Here is an 18,398-nt window from a genome sequence, read left to right as displayed (position 1 = left end):
GTGTTGCCGCGTTTCTACCGGCAATCATTGCAACGTAATCCGTAGCGCCGCCGCCGTCGCAAAAGGCGAGAGCGTTGCGCTGCCCACCAGCAGCGCGCCGAGAATGGCCAGGTAGCCGCCAATCGGCAGACCCTGACTGGCCGCCTCCATCGCCGCACTGGCAAAGATCAGGACCGGAATCGCCAGCGGCAGCACCAGCAGGCTAAGCAGGACCCCACCGCGCCGTAAGCCCACCGTCAGCCCTACCCCAATCGCCCCCAGAAAGCTCAGGGTTGGCGTGCCGAGCAGCAGGGTTAACGCCATTGCCCACCAGCCTTTACCATCCAGCGACAGCAGCAGCGCTGCCAGCGGCGACAGAATAATCAGCGGCACGCCCGTCACCAGCCAGTGCGCCACCACTTTGCCCATCACCGTGACCGGCAGCGGCGTCGGCATCAGCAGCAGTTGCTCCAGTGAACCGTCGCTGAAGTCGTCACGAAACAGGCGTTCAAGCGCCAGCAGCGAAGCCAGCAGCGCAGCCACCCAGGTGACGCCGGGCGCAATGCGTGCCAGCTGTTGAGGATCGGGTCCGATGCCCAGCGGAAACAGGGTGATCACAATCAGGAAGAACCACAGCGGGTTCACCCAGTCGGCGCCGCCACGAAAGGTGATGCGCAATTCACGCTGAATCAGGCGAACCAGCATCAGTTTTTCTCCATATCGCCGAGGCGGATCTGACGGACGCGCGAGGCGTGAGCGGGCAAATCCTGGTGCGTTGTCAGGATCACCGCGCCTCCGTTATCGGCATGCTGAGTAAACTTCATCATTAATTTTTCAACGCCCGCCTTATCAATGGCGGTCAGCGGCTCATCCAGAATCCATAAGCGGGCTTTACTCAGCCACAAACGCGCCAGCGCCACCCGACGCTGCTGCCCTGCTGACAACTGGGCGACCGGCACCTCTTCGTCGCCCGTCAGATCAACTTCTTCCAGCGCCGTAAAGATCAGTGCGTCGCTGCAATCGGGATGGAAGAAGCGCAGGTTTTCCAGTGCAGAGAGCACCGACTTAACGCCGGGCTGATGACCCAGATAGAGCATCGCCTGGTGCCAGGTTTCCCGCTGCTGCTGAATGGGCTGCTGCTGCCAGCGTATTTCCCCCTGTTCAGGACGGCTTAATCCCGCCAGCAGGCGCAACAGCGAAGTCTTACCGGCCCCATTCGGACCTTCAATCTGCACAATGTCGCCTGCGGAGACGCGAAATGAGAGCTGCTGAAACAGTGAGCGTTCATCGCGAATACAAGAGAGCGTAATGATTTCCAACATGAAGGGGGGATCGCACCAGCCTGAAAGTGGCCGGAATATTACCATAATGTTGCTGTGGGCCGAAGTCTGTGCGCCCTTTCAGCCAGATCGTCAGGGGGTTATTTGTGCGATATCGCCCTCTGTCAGAATAAAAATGCAGGTACGTAAAACGTTGTTACGCTTATTCGCATTGGCCGTTACATTCTCGGCCAAAAAAAAGCAGCTACGCTTATTACGCCACAGCACTATCACCAGGAGAAAATATGAAGCCTTCATCAGATAATGAGCAGGGTCCGAATGATGTTGAGAGCGATGAAAAAGAAGAAGGCACAGAGATTGAGGTAGATGAAGAGGCGTTACCCTCACGCGCTGCCGCCATTCATGAAGAGATCCGTCAGGATGGTGAAAAAGAGCTGGAGCGTGACGGTATGGCGCTGCTCTGGTCAGCGATTGCCGCTGGCCTCTCTATGAGCGCCTCGCTGATGGCAAAGGGTATTTTCAAGGTCCATCTGGATGGCGTACCGGGTGCTTTCCTGTTTGAAAACCTCGGCTACACCTTTGGTTTCGTAATCGTCATTATGGCGCGTCAGCAGCTGTTTACGGAGAACACCGTAACAGCCGTATTACCGGTAATGCACAAACCCACCTGGAGTAATGGCGCACTGCTGTTACGTCTGTGGGGCATTGTGCTGCTGGGCAACCTGATAGGTACCGCGCTGGGCGCGCTGGCATTCACTGAAATGCCCATTTTTGATGATGCCACCCGCCAGGCCTTTACTGAAATCAGCCTGAAAGTCATGGAAAATACGCCGGGAGAAATGTTTGCCAACGCGGTGATTTCCGGCTGGATTATCGCCACCATGGTCTGGATGTTCCCCTCTGCTGGCGGGGCGAAGCTGGTTGTTATCGTGATGATGACCTGGCTGGTTGCGCTGGGCGATCTGGCGCACATTGTGGTGGGATCGGTGGAAGTGCTTTATCTGGTATTTAATGGCAGCATCAGCTGGCATGAATTCTTCTGGCCGTTCGCCCTGCCGACCCTGCTCGGCAATATCACCGGCGGCACCCTGATTTTTGCCCTGATCAGCCATGCGCAGATCCGCAATGACATGAGCGAAGCCGCTGTAGCCAAAGCGAAGGCAGATAAGAAAAAACAGGAGAAGCGCCGTCAGCGTGAAGAGCAGGAAGGCGCTGAATAGCTGAGTCCCGTTTAAACAGCGTGCAGTGCAGATTTATCTGCGCTGCACGCTGCACCTCCCCCCTCTTTAAGCAAAAACTTTCATTGGTCATTTCTTCAGCAAAGGAATAATGATGCAATGAGAGCTATTGTTATTTACGTTTAGCCCGTCCTGAACGTAAATTAAGCGCTCCAGATGTAAATATACGTTCAAATACCCTGCATATGACAACCAATGTAATAATAATGTTATTAATATAACATTATTATTCACAGAGGGAATCCCTGCGGGTAACGCTCAATGCCATTTGAAAATATATATATCCACTGCGATATATATTACCCATGCTGTTTTTTTGTTACATTTGCCAGTGACAGGAGCAATTAATTCCTGACACCACAATGCAACCCCGGATTCCAGAACTTGTTTAATCACACGCTATATTAACGGCATAACCTGATTAAACTTGAATAAAAGAATACTGATTATTGTGGCGTCAACATACTCCTGTTAATTAGCAGTAAACCAGGACCGGGTAATTAATCCTGTGTCATCACGTCAAGAGCAACTTAATTAACGCAGCAATCACAAACATTAAGCTGACTCAAAATAGGATTATAAAAATGAAAAAATTAGCGCTCAATAGCATCACCGCAGGTATTGCCCTGTTAATGACCTGCCAGGTCGCTTTCGCCACCTCAACGACCTCTGACGTGGGCGGTGGCACCATCACCTTTTACGGTGCGGTCACCGATGCAACCTGTAATGTCACCACCAATAGCGGAAGCGATTTTTCCGTGGATTTAAACCCGGTAACCAGCAGCGATATGGGTACCGCCGTTGGCGTAATCAGCACTAACGCTAAGCAGTTCTCGCTGAACGTAGACGGTTGCTCAGGCTTTACCAAAACCAGTGCTGCGGCGCAAACGCTGCAAATCACCTTCTCAGGCGGTAACGTATCAGATGACAACACCTACCTGAAAAACAGCACCGGCACCTCAGACGGTGTGGGCATTGGCATCACTAAAGATGGCAGCCAGCTGATTGCGCTGAATTCTGCACTTGATACCGGTCTGAAAACCACCTCAAGTGACGGAACCAATTATGACACCGCACCAACTGGCGTCATTAACTACTACGCCAACTATTACAACTACGGCGGCTCAGCAGTGAAAGCGGGTTCAGTGGTGACAACCGCCACTTATACCTTCAATTACGATTAATTAAAAACCGGGATAGCTGACTCAGACAAGGATGTCTAAAATGAGGACTGTAAATGAAAGTCGTTTCTTTAGGCACATTGCTGTGCATTCTTTCGTTCGGCGCAAGCGCCAGCGTGGTAATGAATAATACCCGTGTTATTTATGACGGTGAAAAGAAAAGCGTCAATGTACAGCTCGTCAATAAATCCGCCGAGGCTCACCTCGTTCAGTCATGGATAGACAATGGCAATCCTGATGAGAAACCTGAAAATCTCCGGCTGGCACTGGCCGTGGTACCTTCCGTGGTTCGCATCGGTGCCAATGATGGTCAGATCCTGACCGTGGTTAAAAACGATCTGGCCGCCTCGTTGCCAAAAGATCGTGAAAGCCTGTTCTGGCTGAATTTTATCGACATCCCCCCTAACCCTAAAGACAAAAGCGGCAGTTATATTCAGTTCGCTATCCGAAATCGTGTCAAAGTTTTTTACCGTCCGGCAAATCTGAGCGTTGCTCAGGATAAATGGCAGTCTTACCTGAAACTGGCTGATGACAATAATGGGCTCTGCATCAAAAACGCCTCGCCTTATTACGTCACCGTTGCCGGGTTGAGCAAAGTCAGGAACGGCAGCAAAAAAGATAATCTGCTGCAAAAGACAGTGCTGGCTGCACCCTTTAGCTGTGCTTCGGTAGGTAAAACCGCGGGCTTATCCACGCCGGGACAGGTTTACCTGACATTGATTGATGATTTTGGAACATTACGAACGATTGATATTAACCGCTGATGAAAACCAAACTGACTCTTTTAAAGACAACGCTAATTTGTATTGGTGTTGCTGCCTGTGCCCGCAGCCACGCCGATGAAGAATTTAATCAGGGATTTATGCTCGGTAGCGCATCAAATCAGTCCTGGTCTGAGGAGAAAAACGGCATCTCTTCAGGTATCTACAATGTGGATATTTACGTTAATAAAGAGTGGAAAGGTAATCATCAGCTGCGGGTTGAAGGAAAAGGTCGTTACTTCATTCTGAGAAAAGATCTCAGCACGCTGGATATTAAAACTGATACCCCTGTACCAAAAAAACAGCTGGCGCCTCTGCTTGAGGATTGGGTTAACCTGGAAGAGCTTGTCACGGATAAAGGGCTAAAATTTCGCCAGGATATTTTCCAGCTGGAGATCACGGTGCCACAGGCGCGTATCATTGCTCACGACCGCAACTGGATGCCGCCAGAGCAGTGGGATAAGGGCATTACCGGATTATTTACCACTTACAACGCGATCTATTCCGGTGGTACTTACAACGATAATAACAATCAGTCTAACCTTTATCTGACATTGAGCAGCGGGTTTAACGTTGCCGACTGGCATCTGCGTGACAACACCTATTACTACCGTAATGAGGCCAGTTCACGCTGGATGAACCGTTCGCGGTATCTTGAAAAATCGCTGCCCGCGATAAGTTCAACGGTAACAGCAGGCGATAACTACACCAGTTCGCCCTGGTTCGACAGCGTAAAATTTCGCGGCGTCAGCCTGACCAAAGATCTGGCTATGCTGCCTGACAGCTATCGCACCTACATGCCGGTTATCCGCGGTGTGGCGCAGACTAACGCCACTGTGAAGGTGTTGCAGGATAACCGGGTCGTTTTTCAGCAAAGTGTCCCGGCAGGCCCTTTTGAGTTTGCGGATCTGATGCCGACCGGTTCCCGTTCCGATCTTACACTGGTGATTGAGAATGCTGATGGCAGCAAAACCACCACGATTATTCCTTATTCATCTTCTGGCAGCTTGCTCAGAAGCGGCTCAACCGACTGGGCGCTCTATGCGGGCCAGTTTAAAAGCGATTCCCTGTTTAAAGATGGGGATTTTGTTCAGGCTGAATACACCCAGGGCATCAGTAATTATCTGACAATGGTTACCGGTGGGATCGCAGCCGGGAAATATCAGTCCGGGCTGCTCGGCGGCAGTGTTCTTGTTCCCTGGCTCGGGACCCTGACCACCAGCTATCAATATACGCAGGCCAATCCGGCCGGGGAGAAGCAGCAGGGCGGCAAAGCCAAAGTTGCGCTGAATAAACATTTTCAAACCCGCACATCAGTGACGGTAGCCGCTTCTTACAGCGATAAAAATTTTACGACGCTAAGTGAGGCTGATTCTGCCGCTGAGTTTATCAGCGATCGGATCGGGTATCGTGCGCGGGAAAAGAGCAGTCTGAATCTGGCCATTGATCAACGCCTGCCAGCTGGTTATGGCAGTGTCAACGCGGGCCTCTATGCGGTGAGTTACTGGAATACCAATAAAGTCTCCCGTCAGTTTAGTGTCGGATGGAGCAATACTTACAATCAAATAGCCTGGTCAGTGAATGCAGGAAAAAGAATCTATACCAATGCTGAGATGTATGAAGAGAATCGCAGCAAAGCGATCTATCGCGAAGAAGAGTACGCCAATTTAACGCTAAGCATTCCGTGGAGCGTGTTTGGTCACAATGGTACGGTCAGCGCCTCTTCCAGTGTTGAGGGAAGCCAGACCAGCGCCTCCCTGGGCTGGAATGAGAGAGTATCCGAGGCTTTAAGATATAACCTGCTGGTGAATAACAGAAACCGTGATGGTGCTTCATCCAGCGGCTATTTCTCGTATGCTTCACCCTGGTCAACGTTTACCGGAAACCTGACACAGGGCGAACATTATACGCAGTATGGTGCCGGGGCTTCAGGAACCATACTGTTGTCGCAGCATGGATTACTGACGTCGCCGCAGACCGGCAATCACTTTGTTATTATCGATGCGCCGGGCGTCGCAGGCGCAAAGGTAAATGGCAACGCGACCATTTCTACCAATAGCAGCGGTAAAGCGCTGGTGCCCTTCGCTACCCCGTGGCGTAAAAACACCTTTTATCTCACTGCTGATTCAGCCAGTGACATCGAGGGGAATATTAAAAAAATCGCGCCCTGGAAAGGCAGTATCTCTTATATCAAATATGTGACCGATACCCGTAAAACCTTCTCCTTACAGGCCAGTAACGCAGATGGTACGCCGCTGGCATTTGGTGCCTCTCTGTTTGACCGCAAAGGCACTGAATTAGGCTATGTGGCTCAGGGCGGGTTGATTTATGTCAGAGCCGATGTACTGCCAGACTATATTCTGGCCCGTACCGATAAGCAGCAGTCCTGCGTTATCAAAAATGCCGTTTTAACCGGAGTAAATATATGCAAAAGTTTATAATCAATCTGTTAACAGCAGTGACGATGGTTATCGGGTTATTGATCGGTACGATTAATCAGGCACTGGCATACTGTAATGGCTGGAATATAGCAGCTAATGGAGGCGCGGTTGCAACCTCATCTATCAATGATGTTGAACTGGCCAGTATGCTGTCACTGACGAATAACTATTCAGTCACCAGTAACACCAACTTTTCCGGGTTTAAATTACAATGCGCCACCGGCGGTGAAACACTCTATTACCGTAACGGTATTGAGGGTGGATATACCGTCAGATTTACCACGGGCGACGTAAATACTTTCATAAAATTTACTGCCACGATCCCGCTGGCCAGCAAAAATTTCAGCGCCTTTATCACCACGGACTACCCCGCGTCAGAATTTAATACCGATATAACCCTTAATGCGGAAGTGGTAGAAGGGACAGCTTATGACGCCGCGGTCACCACCGGTACGGCCGAAATTCCGGTGTTGTATTTTATCTCATCGAATGGCAGCAATACTTACTCAACCCCCGCCGCACTTCGGGGACTGATTTCAAAAAAAAGCGCGGCAGCCGGTATGTCCTATACCGATCTCAAGGGATTTGCGTCGTTTAATGTTGCTTTTGTGCCGGTCAGTACCACATGCAGCATTCAGAATCAGCAGTTTACGCTGCCTTCAACCACTCTCTATACGATTAAATCAGGTAACTATTCCGATACGCATTTCAGCATTCCGGTTTCCTGTAGCGGCAGCGTGAATAGCAAAGCGACAAAAACGTTCAATCTCAGAGCCTACAGTAACGATATTGCTGATGCGACTAACTACATTATCCGAAACTCCGCCTCCACCTCGAAAGGGATTGGCTTCCAGCTGTTTAACGATCTTTCTGATCCGTTAAAATTCAGTAGCGGCTATGACACCGCATCCACGTCACTGGCATCGATGACATCTGGCAAAGATCTGGTTTCATCGCTGACCTCTATTGATATAGGTGCCAGATACAAAATCTTTGATAAGGCGACCGCTTCCTCCGGCACGGTGGTTGGCACCATTATTATCTATATGGAGTATGAGTAAGAGATCCTGTCCCAGTACAGGGAGTCCTGCGCTGTTGCGGGTACGCTGACCTGCCTGCCGATAAAACGTGCAGGCAGGATCAACGGCGGGATGTCGCTTTAACGCTCTGTACGTTACTCACCGGCATACTCACTGTAAATGACGCGGTGTTTTTTACCGCAGTGAGCCGTCAGGAAACGGGGGTCAATGAAAACGAAAACGTCCTCTCAGAAGCGTGCAAAAGCGGGATTGCTGATGGAATGAGCAATCGCACGGTGATCTAGTGAATCTCTACGCCAGTTTGCGCTATACTGCGCGCCGCTGTCCTCTTAGTTAAATGGATATAACGAGCCCCTCCTAAGGGCTAGTTGCAGGTTCGATTCCTGCAGGGGACACCAGATCTTAGCCTGCCTGCGTGTTTTAAAGTCGGGTTCAATACTTAACTTCAAACGCTTACCTCCCATTGATGACCTCTCAGGGTTTACCGATTTATTTCAAATAGCTCGCCCTCGTCAGTACTTCAGCCTGATCGCGTTATTCAGATTCAAAGACCTTCCGGCATACTCAGACTGGCAACAGAGGAGATCGTGAGGCGTTATTTCCTAAGAATCGAAAAAAGCCTAAGATAGATGTTATGCTGTTTTTTTACGGAGAATGCATCCTTAAACTGTCCTGCCGGACAATCGTTAGCCAGTAGCACCCTGGACGTATTAAACGGCCTCGTTAATCTTGAAACTTCGGCTTAATAGCATAAAGAGTCATTGGGTTACCGGCTCGCTAAATAGATAGTTAACTTATGGCTTCCGAGAAAAGAATTCAGTCGGATTTACTCATACCAACAAAGAAAGAGATTTTCACAACGGGCGTTGTTATACGCTATCGAAAGGGTCCGTGAAGGATATTAAGTCCCTTCTGCAAACTGTATGAATATAAAATCATTGAGTCAGAACAGCTGGCCGGACAGCGCCCGCCAGAGTCCGCTGGCGCTCTGCTGGTAGCCCTCGGCACTCAGATGAATAAGATCAGGACGAGCCAGCCCCCGCCTGGCCCACTGTTCGATGGAGCAGGCTCCGCCCATAAAATCGAACCAGTTCCAGAACAGGACACTTTCGCTCTGTGCCACCTCTTTCTGTACCCCGATAATCGGTTCCAGCACAGCGGACTGGCGCTGGGCACAGTCACGACCCGATCGGCTTTTGATACTGCTCCCCGGCCCAATCAGCAAAATGGTTGCTTCAGGCGATGAATGGGCAATTTTTCTTATCTGCCGACGCAGCGTCTGACGGTAGGTATCAAGCGAGAGGTCAGTATCGAAAGATTCGTTGGTGCCATAGGCCAGAATAACCAGATCAGGATGCAGCTGACGCAGTACACCAGCCCAGTCGGCGGGCCATTTATCCGCCATCGAAATCTGCGCGCCGTTGATACCCAGCGCGCTGACGATCACGCCTTTACGTTGCGGCGCGGTCAGCCAGAAGCCGCCCAGCTGGACCTCTTTTCCTGTTGCCGAGACTGAAAACGACGCGGGAACGGTTGCCGGGTCTGACAGTCGCCACTCTCCCTGAGTATCTGCCAGCGCAACACTCTGGTTTTGCAGAGAGAGGCGGCCATTTCCCCGGGTACGATAGAGCGCCTGTATCCGGGAAAACCTTTCGCCATCCGTCAGCGAAATACGGATGCGATTATTGGATAAAACCGGAGTCGCAATGTTGCCGCCCAGCGTAAAGGCGCTGTTTTGACTGCGCCGGCTGTTTTCTGCTTTCCAGCCGCTCGCTTTACTGAACCGGACGTTACTGTAACGATTGCCGCGGACCGCCAGCGGGCTGATAAACCCCGCACCGCCGTTACCATACTGGCTCTGTAACTGGCTCCTTATCTGCCCGGAGAGAAAGTCGGCCGCGGTGTGCGAATCGCCAATCACCACAATATGCGTCAGTTCAGACGCACTGTTGCGCAGTTTTTGCGCCAGCCTTGCGGTGCCGCGAGCGTCATAGTTCAGCAATTGCCCGGTGCTGAGCGGTTTTTCCGTCTTAACTTTTATGGGCGGCTCAGCCGTTTCCTTGCAGGATGTCAGTGTGGCAGTCATTGCCAGCCCGACAGATATAGCAGCCAGAAAGGTGCGTCTATTCTTCATTAATATTGTCACTCTGAGATTGTTCAATAGCGATATTTTCCAGAATTGCCTGCGCAATCAGTTTCTGCCCTGCCAGGGAATAATGCGTCCCATCCGGGGCACGCAGGGAGGTGGTTTTACCGTCGATAAGCGCCACAGGGGAATAGACCTCATCTTTATAGCCAAACACCTCATTCACGCTGAGCACGATCCCGCCCGCGGTTTTCACCTCTGCGCTGTAGAGTCTGTTCAGCCAGGCCATGCTCTGACTGAGCTTGTCAGAACGCATATTTGGCGGCAGTAGCCAGATAACCGGTATCGTGTGCTGCTGCGCCAGAGCCAGGATGCTTCTGATCCGGTTCCGATACTCATTCTCCCAGGCTTCGCTCTTAAATTTCAGGTAGGGCTTCCCGGGCCCGTCAGGCATACTCCAGGGATCGTTAGGTCCCAGAAAGACGACCAGCAGACCAATGTCAGGATCGTTTTCCAGCGCTTTACGGGTGGTTTCAGGCCAGTTGAAATAGCCCGGATAAGCGAGCCCGGTGTTACGTCTGCTGAGGTTAAGTCCGGCGATGCCGCGATCTTTTTGCAGCTGGCTGAGTACCCTCGGCGCAACGCCCTCCATCATCGAGTCGCCAATCATCAGCACTTTTTTGCCCGCCCCCAGCACCGCCTTACCCTGGGGATCATATAAAGCGCGGCTGACGACGGAAGGCTCATCCTCGCCAGACGGCAAGGTAGAGTTCGGAGTGCGGGTAAGCAGCCATTTGCTGAGCTGCCGTTCATTTTGTGGCCCTGGCAGCGCCACTGTCTCATCGGCGACGGCGGGCGTGATCTGCTCTGGCGGGGTTGCAGCCTCTGTGGTTTCGACCGCTTCAGGCAACGGTGTGAGGATTTTCGCGGGATCCTGTTCCCGGTAATCGATAAAGGTTGTTTTGGCCGATTCTGCCGCACGCATAATCGACGCGCCCTGCTTCCACAGAGGAGAAACCAGCGAGCGCCACGGACTTTCGCGGTGGAAGTGCACGGCCCAGTACTGATTCAGCGAATGCTGATTCAGCCAGATCAAGCCGCTGGCGCATACCAGCACAATAGCGGTCACCCGCAGCATTTTCTCAATGGTGTCAGCGTAATCAAAATGCGGCATAGATAAACCCCGGTAAGCCTGATGGTGCAAAGAAAAACGCCAGTGCCAGCAGCGGCACAATAACCAGCGGCAGCGCATAGCTTCTCAGGCTGCACAGCACCCGTTCGCCCTCTGTGCTTAGTCTGACCAGCTCGGGATAGACCAGAATCACGCCGGTAAAGGCGCACAGCGCCCAGGCCTGTTCAGAAGAGGGGGCAGTCTGGAAGCTATGTGCGATATTCGCGAGGATAACGGCCGCATCGCCGCAACTGGCTGCGGCAAAAAAGATCCACGCCAGGCAGACGAAATGAAAGGTCAGCAGCCGGGCAAGGGGATCAGGCAACTGCCAGCCTAAGCGTTTCACGCCCCACCTCTGCCAAAAGTTATAGATAACCAGCCCGGCTCCGTGCAGCGCTCCCCACACCAGAAAGGTCAGCCCAGCTCCGTGCCAGATCCCGGACATCACCATCGCCACCATCACATTCACCTGGGTGCGGGTGAAACCTTTTCGGTTACCGCCAAGCGGGAAATAAAGATAATCACGGATAAATTCAGAGAGGCTGATATGCCAGTCGCGCCAGAATTCCTTGAGTGAGGCGGCCTGATAGGGATGAGCGAAGTTTGGCGAAATCCGAAAGCCCAGCAAAAGCGCGATGCCGGTGACCAGGTTGGTATATCCCGAGAAGTTAAAATAGATATTCCATGCCCAGCCATAAACCGCCAGCAGAGTATCCCAGCCGTTTTGCCCTTCTGGATAAGTAAAAACCGGGTCAGCAAAACGATCGTTGAGCCAGCTGCTGAGCAGAAAAAGTTTGATCAGCGCCAGCGTAATCAGACACAGCGCACGCTTATATTCCAGCACCGTCCGCATCTGTCCGCTGAACTGTGGAATAAGCTTGCCGGCCCGGTTGATCGGCCCCGCTATCAGCGTAGGAATAAAGCTGATATACAGCAGCGTATTAATGACGCCAGGGTGCGCTATCTCTCCGCGCGCCACCGATAACACCAGGCTTACCGAGCTGAACAGATAAAACGACAGCCCGAGTGGCAGCAAAATCGTGATGGCCGGTGGCGGGATATTGAGCCCGTGCGCCTGAAATAAAGTCAGCAGCCAGTCGCTGACCGGCATAAAGTATTTAAAGACGATAAAATAGGTGGCCAGCATTATGCCCAGCACCATCCCGGTTTTATCACGATATTTATGATGGCTGGCAAGCGTCAACAGTAAACAGACGCAGAGGCTCCAGGAGAGTAAGACCATTAAGGGGTAAAGCCCCATCAGGCCGACAAAAAAATATCCCGCCAGCAGCAAGGCGATATTCTGAATTTTAATCCAGGGGACCAACAGCCAGTACGCAACAAAAAACACCACAAAACCAATTAAAAATTCAAATGTAAACAACATTGCCATAAACGAATTCCTTTCGCTTTCTATTAACAGGCTGATTATTTTGAACAGCTGGTTGCCAGAACGGCTTTTCCTGTAGTGGCAGGTGACGCTATATATCAGCCGACTCCCTGCCGTCTTTTTAATACCGAGGTAAAAGACTCCCCGGTTTCTGCTCGTCACGCTGCGGCATATTCATATTAAGAACGCACGGCTGCTCCCCCGGTAAAAATGCCTGTCGGCAGCAGGCCATGATTCCCGGTCGAAGTCCGGCTTCATCTCATAACCCTCTGCTCATCCAGATGAGAGTATGTGTCGCTCTTCTCCCGGCCGGAAGGCATGTTCGGTATATTCGGACACATTACTTCTGTCGGGCGGAAACAATAACGCTCGTTATAGGTCAACTGCACATTAAACCGGTAGTTCAGCTGGCTGTCGGCCTGTCCATTTCTCGGGTATAATCCATCCCCGTGCGCCAGTAAATGCCCGCCTCAGACAGAATGCGCCGGATAAACTGCAAATCTGTTTCCCGCCACTGGGTGATCAGCTCACGCTACGGGTAGGTGCGCTCCAGTCTGAATTCAAAATCAGGACCTTCCAGCCCAAATTTATTTACTCTTTCTCTGTTTTGATAAAAACATTGCCGCCATCATCCCGGCGTAACAGACTCCATGTCGCGGGGAGCTTTATTTCAGGTGCATACATATCGCTCTGATATTTTGTCGCTTCCGGCATCAGTGCTCCTGCCTGTACATTAATAAATTGCTGGTGTCCTCCGGCCAGCGTGGACCATTGTCCTGAGCAAGGGCATTGTTCACCACTCCGGCAGGTAATACGCTCACCCGGCTCATCATCCAGAAAATACTCTGACTCATCCGGGATACTACCGTCGCAGTAGCGTGTATCTTCCCAGACCAGTCGCCAGTGTACATCGCGGTAGCGAATGGGATCATCGGTGATAAGCATTTCTGTGTCACTTTCCATCAATACGTCGTAATAAACCTGTCGGGGGGCATTCATCCCACGAATAAAATAGTTATAGGCACCGAGGTTTTTAAAACCGCTGATGCCGTTTTTTATCACCAGCAATTTATGGTTGTACATAATTCTGACCGGCTCCCAGACTCCATCACATGGCACCGGGTCATCGGTTTTAATAATGATATCGCTGCGTTCAGGCACTGGAGGCAGATTCTCAGGGAATACCGGATAGGCCAGCCGGGTTAAATTGTAAATATAGTTATCTGGTTCCAGTAAAGTCGCTGCATCAAAAAAATTACAGACATTATTATGTGGCGGATATAATAAATTATCGCCCCGGTATTCTGCCGCCACCCGCCACTTATTAATATTTTCAATTGCTGGCGGATAGGGCTCCCGTTGCCCGCCTCGTTCATCATGACAGGGCCAGTAAAAGTAAGTTCTTATTAAACTAACCGGCCGAAAAAGCTGATCGAACTCACCCGTGTTCATTTGCCATACCTGCCGGTTTCCCACGGCCAGTTCCGGTAGCCCTTCATCATAGAGACGCAGGGCATCGTATGCCCAGACAATCACCTTCGGATGAAAACCTTTCGTTATCTCCTCTGGCCAGGTTTTCAGCGCCGCTTCAAATTTTTGAGTAAAACACGCCCAGGCATCTCGTTTGCGCAACCATAGGCTGTAGCTGCTCAGCCGCTGTAGCAACCAGAACAGCTTGCGCCTGACCTGCTCATCGCTCATCGGGTATTTCTTTTCAAGAGTCATCATTTTTCACCTCCTGTAGTGGTCTGCCGCTCAATCCGGGAGGCATTAATTATCGTTCTGTCCACCACCTTGCCGCGCAGTTCATCATCATGCAGTTCGCGGGTATAGGTGGCATAGGGCGGTTCAATTCCCTCCGGTCGGGTATAGCCATGAACCCCCTCAACATCTTTCCAGTGAGTGGGATAAAATTCAGCCTTCACGCCATTAATTTCAGTGCTGGCAGGCTGCCCGGTCGCTTTCACCTGCTCCCCGATACGGTTCAGCTCTTTTTTCAGCATCTCGTCCAGGTTAATAATTACCTGCTCACCGCCCCCCTGAAGATATTGGGCGGGAATATCGTTCCCGAACTGTTCGGCAATTTTGCCATGCCAGGCATTAGTACCGGGCATGCGGGTGGACAGGTCCTCCGGCAGATGCAGCACCACCAGAAAACCGTTGCCGTTCCATTCATCCAGCACCGCCGATAACTGCCGCCACTCTTCCGCACTGCCCGGGACTTTCTGGTAACCCCAGAATCCCCCGGCCGCTCGAGAGCCGCCGGGATTTGTTGCCAATGTGGTTTCATTGCCAAAGGCTCGAAAAATCGTACTGCCCGCCATCTCCCGTGCGCTCTTGGCAGTAATTTCACCGCTGAAAGAAGCTATATCGGTAAAGACCTGTTGTCCTTTAGCGAATGCCGGGTTTTCTCCTTTCCAGCTAACAATATCCGGATACCCCACCTTCGAATATTTACGCCGGAGTCTAGCTTGGTGAAATTCCTCCGCATGTATACTCGGAAACCGCGTTCCCTGCTTCGGCGCCTCCCGCAGCGAACGCTCGATTAGATACGCCTCTGCCTCACGCCGGATTTCAACCCGCCCCATTCCCGTCGTTATCTTATGTATTTCGCCCCTGTACACCTGCGCCTGCAACACCCGTAGTTTTGCATCCAGCTCTTTCAGCGCCTGCGGGATCATTTTCGACGCCAGCGGCTGCAGCGCCACGAAGCCATCCCGCACCCGGATTAAATCCGCCTGCCACTTCTCCGGCAGCATTCGTCCCACACGGGCCTTCAGGATCTGATTGATGGCGGTGATCATCGTGTTGCAAAAATCACTCATTTTCTCAACAAGCTGCGCCTGGTACTCAACCACGTTCAATTTGTTCAGCCACTTCACCGCATCACCTTCGCCGACGCGGTTCAGAAACCTGATAACCTCGGCAAGCGTTTCCACATTCTCTGCCACTTTTGTTGTCACACGTAGGGCCAGACGTCCGACGCCTTTTATCACGCCGCCAATCACCGGGATCAGCGCAAACAGCAGGATCACCAGAAACACCCACTCAGCCACGCTTTCCCGTTTCTTTGGTTCTTTTGCCAGCCCGATGGAAACCGCAATTAAATCGCGCACTGCCGTCACATCGCCGACCAGCGGGATCATGCCGATCGCCGCATCAACGATGATCTGCCCGATGGTCTGTTTTTCATTAAATGCCCCCTGAAGCGTACCCCAGATCCACTGTCCGGTTTCCAGGCTGGTTTCCTTAAACCAGGCAACGCTCACCCCACTCATTCTACACCTCCGCTGTGTTTCGCTATCAGTGAGTCAATGTCTGTCTCGCTGAGAGATGGCCCAACAAACGACTGATTATCTGTCTTATTTTTACGTAAATAATTCCGGGTATCCGGCCCGAACTCCACCTGCACACTCCCCGGTGGGACGTCTTCCAGATGCAGATATCCCGCACCGTCAAGGTTACCTTCCCGGACAGTGTCATCAGCGAGAGTCGCTTTGAAAGGCGCGCCCACTACTGGGACATCGTCGTGATACAGATACTGCATCAGCGCACTGGCAGAGGATTTAACCGGGTCGGCAAGCCAGGGCATTTCCGGCTGCTGTGACGCAGCCCCCGCCGCCATCGTTTTCTTCACTTTACGTAAATAAGATGCCGTCGTACCGTACTCCACCTTCCCGGCCTCAAGCCGCAGATAGCTTCCGCCGCCGATCAGCGTGATGCGCCTCTTCCCGGCAAAGGAAATATCACCCGCCGAGCTCAGCGTCAGCTTCTTCTGTGCAGACAGCCGCATACTGGCGTTCTGCGCCTGCACTTCCACCGGCCCTTCGCTGGCCTTCAGGCTCAGCTGCCCGGTCCGGGCAAACAGCCCGAGCTTTTCCCCGGCCAGGGCGGTCATATTGCCCATGGCGCCAATGCTGGTGTCCCCTCCTGCACTGACCGCGACGTTTTTCGTCGCGGTCATCTGAAGGTGCTCCCCGCTGGTCATGGCCATCCCTTCCGGCGCCGAGAAAAGCAACGTTTCATTGAGCGGTTTCAGCCGCTGCTCAAACATCTGTATCTGGCTGTCGACATCCCCCTTCAGCGCCTGCGCCTGTTCTGCCGCCATTTCCAGCTGTTGCAGTTGCTGATTGAGCCTGTCGATTTCCTTCAGCGCGGCATCCCTGTCCAGAGCATCACCCTGCGCTTTCGCCTGGGCATCCGCAGCGACAAACAGTCCCTTCCCTGCTCTCAGGGTTCCCCACTCATCGGTGCGCAGCTCTGTGCCCTTACCGCGAAGTTGCCCCTTGCTGTCCACCAGGTGCCCGCTGCTGAGCTGCGTTTTGCCGTACTCCGTGGCGAGTTTGATGTGCTCCTCACCACGCCTGTCTTCCATCCGCAGCTTGTTGTTCGCCGGGGTGCGCAGCACGTTGCGGGTGTGGTTGTCGCGCGTAACGTGGTCCGGGTGTTCTGAGTCGTGCAGCGCATACGCGATGTACGGCAGGTCAATATCACCATTGCTGTACGCAATCGCCACTTCGGTCCCGTCGGTGAGCGGCGTATGCCAGCCCGGCGCTTCACCGGCATACGGCTTCGCCATCCGCAGCCACAGGTAGCCGTAACCGGCTTCCGTCCCCTCCCGGTCGAAGTCCGGCTTCACCCGATAGCGCCCCTGCCCGTCCAGGTGAGCGTAAATGTCGTTCTTTTCGCGACTTTCGATCCGGGCCGGAATCGTACCTGGGATGACCGGGCGAGGGATCTCTACCGGACGGAAGCAGTAACGCTCGGTGTAAGGCTGGCCCCGGACTGACACGTGCAGACGGGAGTCCCGGGCGCCCCGGAAGGTCACCAGGGTCAGGATGATGCCCTCTTTCAGGGCCGCGATGACATCACCCTGCGGCTCCAGCACCTGTCCGGGCGTGAGGTGTGCAGCATTGCTGAAAAGATGAATCCGGGCCGACCGGCTGAGTTCCCGCTCGTGATGAAGCCGGGCATAAAACGCGCCGGATTCGGTTTCCGGCTCCGGGCTGGTGTCGTCACCCGCGTCACGATAAGGCGCCGCGTAGCGGTAATGCTCCCCGGTGGTGACCGCATCACTGCGCACGCTGACCGTCGCATCCATCGGCATGGTCGCAGTCCGGTAGTTGTAATCCCGCGTGGCGACGGTGCCGGTGGCCACGCTGTGCCAGGTCCGCACTCCCCAGACCGATTCTGCCGCCCCGTCAAACAGACCCGACGGCTCGCGGTACGGCAGGCACACATCAAACCGGTAGTTAAGCTGGCTGTCGGCCAGGATGTACGTATCCAGACCGCGCACGTCGTCCATCTCCGTGCGCCAGTAAATCCCCGTCTCAGACAGAATGCGCCGGATAAACTGCAAATCCGTTTCCCGCCACTGGGTAATCAGTTCACGCGGCGGGTAGGTGTGCTCCAGCCGGAACTCAAAATCCGCGCCCTCCAGCCCGTGTTTACGCAGCACCTGCTCCACCACCTCCGGGACGGACTGATGCTGAAACACGGCGCACTGCCGGGTGTATCCCAGCAGCGCCAGGCGGGAGCTGAGTGTGAGCCGGTAGTGTGACTGGTCCCGGGAGGTGGACAGCCATTCCAGACCGGTCACCACGCCGTGGACATTTTTGCCGCTACGCATCCTGAAAGAGGCATGCTTCATCAGCACCTGTTCCGGGGGAATGTCCGCCTGCCGGCAGGTGAACTCGATGTCCCAGCTGAACGGCTCGCTGAGGGCCTCCCTGCCGCGAAAACGCAGCACATCCGGCCTTACCGCACTGTCACTGATATCCAGAACGTAGCGGGTCTGTCCGTCAAAAAGCGCTGACCAGTTATCCATCACG

Annotated in this window: 13 protein-coding genes, 1 tRNA gene and 1 pseudogene; 6 read left to right on the top strand and 9 right to left on the bottom strand. The window is 53.0% G+C overall.

Annotated elements, in window-relative coordinates:
* Window positions 1-24: 24 nt before the first annotated feature.
* Window positions 25-684: a heme exporter protein CcmB gene (gene ccmB / locus ACCW71_RS03775; protein ID WP_436369753.1), complete on the bottom strand. Its 660-nt coding sequence runs from the start codon at window positions 682-684 to the stop codon at window positions 25-27.
* A complete protein-coding gene (ccmA, locus tag ACCW71_RS03770) occupies window positions 684-1,301 on the bottom strand; it encodes a cytochrome c biogenesis heme-transporting ATPase CcmA (protein WP_436369752.1) in 618 nt (205 codons plus the stop codon). Before ccmA ends, ccmB begins: the two co-directional genes overlap by 1 nt.
* A 242-nt stretch (window positions 1,302-1,543) precedes the next feature.
* On the opposite strand from ccmA, the gene ACCW71_RS03765 reads away from it, so the two are divergent.
* The 6 genes from ACCW71_RS03765 (at window position 1,544) to ACCW71_RS03740 (ending at window position 8,318) form a co-directional block, all read left to right on the top strand.
* Complete coding sequence (locus tag ACCW71_RS03765) at window positions 1,544-2,479, top strand: formate/nitrite transporter family protein (RefSeq protein ID WP_436369751.1); 936 nt, start codon at window positions 1,544-1,546, stop codon at window positions 2,477-2,479.
* Between the two features lie 602 nt (window positions 2,480-3,081).
* Entirely contained in the window at window positions 3,082-3,681 is a 600-nt protein-coding gene (locus tag ACCW71_RS03760) for a fimbrial protein (protein WP_436369750.1), read from the top strand.
* 53 nt (window positions 3,682-3,734) lie between these two features.
* Window positions 3,735-4,442, top strand: a complete 708-nt coding sequence (locus ACCW71_RS03755) for a fimbrial biogenesis chaperone (protein ID WP_436369749.1) — start codon at window positions 3,735-3,737, stop codon at window positions 4,440-4,442.
* Entirely contained in the window at window positions 4,442-6,880 is a 2,439-nt protein-coding gene (locus ACCW71_RS03750) for a fimbria/pilus outer membrane usher protein (protein WP_436369748.1), read from the top strand. Before ACCW71_RS03755 ends, ACCW71_RS03750 begins: the two co-directional genes overlap by 1 nt.
* A complete protein-coding gene (locus tag ACCW71_RS03745) occupies window positions 6,865-7,941 on the top strand; it encodes a hypothetical protein (RefSeq protein ID WP_436369747.1) in 1,077 nt (358 codons plus the stop codon). The genes ACCW71_RS03750 and ACCW71_RS03745 overlap by 16 nt, the downstream gene beginning before the upstream one ends.
* Before the next feature lie 302 nt (window positions 7,942-8,243).
* Window positions 8,244-8,318: transfer RNA gene (locus tag ACCW71_RS03740), tRNA-Arg, on the top strand.
* Window positions 8,319-8,863: 545 nt separating this feature from the next.
* On the opposite strand, the gene ACCW71_RS03735 is transcribed toward ACCW71_RS03740, so the two are convergent.
* From ACCW71_RS03735 to ACCW71_RS03705, 7 genes and pseudogenes are all read right to left on the bottom strand, one after another.
* The gene (locus tag ACCW71_RS03735) at window positions 8,864-9,922 is read right to left on the bottom strand and encodes a GDSL-type esterase/lipase family protein (RefSeq protein ID WP_436369746.1); all 1,059 of its coding nucleotides are present in this window, start codon (window positions 9,920-9,922) and stop codon (window positions 8,864-8,866) included.
* Window positions 9,923-10,043: 121 nt separating this feature from the next.
* Window positions 10,044-11,180 carry an SGNH/GDSL hydrolase family protein gene (locus ACCW71_RS03730; protein WP_436369745.1) on the bottom strand — a complete coding sequence of 379 codons (1,137 nt, stop codon included), beginning with the start codon at window positions 11,178-11,180 and terminating at the stop codon, window positions 10,044-10,046.
* A complete protein-coding gene (locus ACCW71_RS03725) occupies window positions 11,167-12,570 on the bottom strand; it encodes an MBOAT family O-acyltransferase (RefSeq protein WP_436369744.1) in 1,404 nt (467 codons plus the stop codon). Before ACCW71_RS03725 ends, ACCW71_RS03730 begins: the two co-directional genes overlap by 14 nt.
* Window positions 12,571-12,935: 365 nt before the next feature.
* Window positions 12,936-13,147: pseudogene (locus ACCW71_RS03720) on the bottom strand (contractile injection system protein, VgrG/Pvc8 family); the annotation flags it as partial.
* An 11-nt stretch (window positions 13,148-13,158) separates the two neighbouring features.
* Window positions 13,159-14,295: an Imm72 family immunity protein gene (locus ACCW71_RS03715; RefSeq protein ID WP_436369743.1), complete on the bottom strand. Its 1,137-nt coding sequence runs from the start codon at window positions 14,293-14,295 to the stop codon at window positions 13,159-13,161.
* The gene (locus ACCW71_RS03710; protein ID WP_436369742.1) at window positions 14,292-15,845 is read right to left on the bottom strand and encodes a hypothetical protein; all 1,554 of its coding nucleotides are present in this window, start codon (window positions 15,843-15,845) and stop codon (window positions 14,292-14,294) included. The genes ACCW71_RS03715 and ACCW71_RS03710 overlap by 4 nt, the downstream gene beginning before the upstream one ends.
* Window positions 15,842-18,394 carry a type VI secretion system Vgr family protein gene (locus ACCW71_RS03705; protein ID WP_436369741.1) on the bottom strand — a complete coding sequence of 851 codons (2,553 nt, stop codon included), beginning with the start codon at window positions 18,392-18,394 and terminating at the stop codon, window positions 15,842-15,844. Before ACCW71_RS03705 ends, ACCW71_RS03710 begins: the two co-directional genes overlap by 4 nt.
* Window positions 18,395-18,398 lie beyond the last annotated feature (4 nt).

The sequence above is a fragment of the Pantoea sp. C2G6 genome, assembly GCF_051336815.1.
GTDB lineage: Bacteria > Pseudomonadota > Gammaproteobacteria > Enterobacterales > Enterobacteriaceae > Pantoea.
Note: the sequence above shows the minus strand (reverse complement) of the source record. Positions and strands in the feature narration are given on the sequence as shown.

Coding starts and splice junctions, on each gene's coding strand:
- ACCW71_RS03705 (WP_436369741.1), bottom strand. CDS start 18,394: ATGGATAACTGGTCAGCGCTTTTTGACGGACAGACCCGCTACGTTCTG.
- ACCW71_RS03750 (WP_436369748.1), top strand. CDS start 4,442: ATGAAAACCAAACTGACTCTTTTAAAGACAACGCTAATTTGTATTGGT.
- ACCW71_RS03730 (WP_436369745.1), bottom strand. CDS start 11,180: ATGCCGCATTTTGATTACGCTGACACCATTGAGAAAATGCTGCGGGTG.
- ACCW71_RS03715 (WP_436369743.1), bottom strand. CDS start 14,295: ATGATGACTCTTGAAAAGAAATACCCGATGAGCGATGAGCAGGTCAGG.
- ccmB (WP_436369753.1), bottom strand. CDS start 684: ATGCTGGTTCGCCTGATTCAGCGTGAATTGCGCATCACCTTTCGTGGC.
- ccmA (WP_436369752.1), bottom strand. CDS start 1,301: ATGTTGGAAATCATTACGCTCTCTTGTATTCGCGATGAACGCTCACTG.
- ACCW71_RS03760 (WP_436369750.1), top strand. CDS start 3,082: ATGAAAAAATTAGCGCTCAATAGCATCACCGCAGGTATTGCCCTGTTA.
- ACCW71_RS03755 (WP_436369749.1), top strand. CDS start 3,735: ATGAAAGTCGTTTCTTTAGGCACATTGCTGTGCATTCTTTCGTTCGGC.
- ACCW71_RS03745 (WP_436369747.1), top strand. CDS start 6,865: ATGCAAAAGTTTATAATCAATCTGTTAACAGCAGTGACGATGGTTATC.
- ACCW71_RS03765 (WP_436369751.1), top strand. CDS start 1,544: ATGAAGCCTTCATCAGATAATGAGCAGGGTCCGAATGATGTTGAGAGC.
- ACCW71_RS03710 (WP_436369742.1), bottom strand. CDS start 15,845: ATGAGTGGGGTGAGCGTTGCCTGGTTTAAGGAAACCAGCCTGGAAACC.
- ACCW71_RS03725 (WP_436369744.1), bottom strand. CDS start 12,570: ATGGCAATGTTGTTTACATTTGAATTTTTAATTGGTTTTGTGGTGTTT.